The sequence below is a fragment of the Paraburkholderia sp. MM5384-R2 genome (genome assembly GCF_014201025.1).
In the GTDB taxonomy this organism is placed as follows: domain Bacteria; phylum Pseudomonadota; class Gammaproteobacteria; order Burkholderiales; family Burkholderiaceae; genus Paraburkholderia; species Paraburkholderia tuberum.
In genome coordinates this window covers 1-1,911 of record NZ_JACHDI010000076.1, presented here as the reverse complement: position 1 = coordinate 1,911, position 1,911 = coordinate 1, and the positions used below count along the sequence as shown (strand labels likewise).

Below are 1,911 nucleotides of genomic sequence, written 5' to 3'. Positions count from 1 at the left end.
ATGGGGCTTTGAAAGGCTTGAGCCGTGTGCTGGGAAACTCGCATGCACGGTTCTTAGGGGGCGGCGGTGCAGTAATGCACCGCTGCTACCCGACCTAAAGGTACCTGTTTTTACGCTAAACTCCGGGGGATGAAAACGCGCCTCACCCTGCCCTCCGCGCCTGCTGCTGACGCTGAATCCTCTGCATCCGGTTTTCCCGGTGCCGACGAGCTTGCCGTGCTGCGCGCGTGGTACGCCGGCGTGTCCGTGCGGCAGGCCGTGGCGCGTTACCTGCCCTCCGCACTCGGTGACGGGAAATCGGCGCGCGGCGTCCTCGGGCGCATCCGCAGCAAGCTGCTGGACGTTGCGCGCGCGGCCCATCGCGACGATCTCGTCGCACTCCTCACTCATCCTGTAGCGGGACGCGAGCAGCAAGCGAAAGGCGTGGCGCAGGCGATCGATGCGCTGCGCACGGCGCGCTCTCCGGAACCGCAGATCGCCGACGACATCGCGCAGTGGTTTTCCCCGCGCGCGGTGCGCGTACTGCACGCGCACGGCATCACGACGCTCGCCGATCTCACGGTGCGCATTCCGCGCCGGCGCCAGTGGTGGAAGGCTGTGCCGGGGCTCGGCGTGGCGAGCGCCCGTTCGATCGAGGCGTTCTTCGCCGCCTGGCCCGCGCTCACGGACAGGGCGCGTGGGCTGGTGGTCGCGAGCCAGCGCGGCGACATCGTGCGGTGGGAAACCCTCAAATTGCCGCACGAGGTCGACGGCTCCGCCGGCACGTTCCGCGCACCGCCCGCCACCTGCACGCTTGACGCGTCCAACGACTACGAGGCCGTGCAGACGTGGCTGTCCCTGCACGAGTCGCCCGCCACGCAGCGGACCTACCGCAAGGAAGCCGAGCGGCTGATCCTCTGGGCCATCGTCGAACGCGGCCGCGCGCTGTCGTCGCTCACGACCGAAGACGCGATCGCGTACCGGACGTTCCTGCGCCATCCGGCGCCGCGGGGACGCTGGATCGGCCCGGTGCGCCCCCGCACGTCACCGGACTGGCGGCCGTTTAACGGCACCCTCTCGGCGCGCTCGGTCGCGCACGCGCTGTCGATTCTCGGCGCCCTGTTCCGCTGGCTGGTCGAACAGCGCTACATGCTGGCCAATCCGTTTGCGGGCATCAAGGTGCGCGGCGGCAGGACGGCATCGACGCTCGACGCGTCGCGCGCCTTTACCGACGGGGAATGGGCGCTGGTACGTACGATGGCCGAGGGGCTGGAATGGTCTCACGGCTGGACGGTTCCGGCCGCGCAGCGCTTGCGGTTCCTGCTCGATTTCGGCTTTGCGACGGGTTTGCGCGCGAGTGAGCTGGTCGGCGCGACGCTCGGCCACGTCGAGACGGACGCACGCGGCGAGCACTGGCTGCGCGTCACCGGCAAAGGCGGCAAGATCGCACGGGTGGCGCTGCCGCCGCTCGCGTGGGACGCGCTGGTCCGCTATCTGGCCGGGCGCCAGTTGCCAACTACTACGGCGCGCTGGCGGCCGGACACACCGGTCATCGGCAGCCTGGAAGCAGACAGTGACACGGCCATCAGCAGTGTGCGGCTGTGGAGCGTGCTTGAGCGCTTTCTCGTCCTTGCCGCCAATGCCATCGAGACCGATCACCCGCCGCTCGCGGAGAAGCTGCGCCGCGCGAGCCCCCACTGGTTGCGGCACACTCACGCTACCCACGCGCTCGGCCACGGCGCCGAACTCACCACGGTGCGCGACAACCTGCGGCACGCTTCCGTCTCCACGACCTCGATTTATTACCGGCCGTAGATCTTTATGTAGCGTAGCAACATCAAACGCTTCGTGAGCAAGGCGTCTTGTTTGAATTACTGCACATAAGGTTTCATGATGGGCTCCTGGCGGCCATCGGGATCGCCTTTGTGAGGA

The 1,911-nt window shown here is 68.0% G+C and carries 1 protein-coding gene; it reads left to right on the top strand.

Annotated features, from left to right (window positions below; translation table 11 throughout):
• Nucleotides 1–147 precede the first annotated feature (147 nt).
• Entirely contained in the window at nucleotides 148–1,794 is a 1,647-nt protein-coding gene (locus tag HDG37_RS38650; protein ID WP_409260303.1) for a phage integrase family protein, read from the top strand.
• Nucleotides 1,795–1,911: the final 117 nt, after the last annotated feature.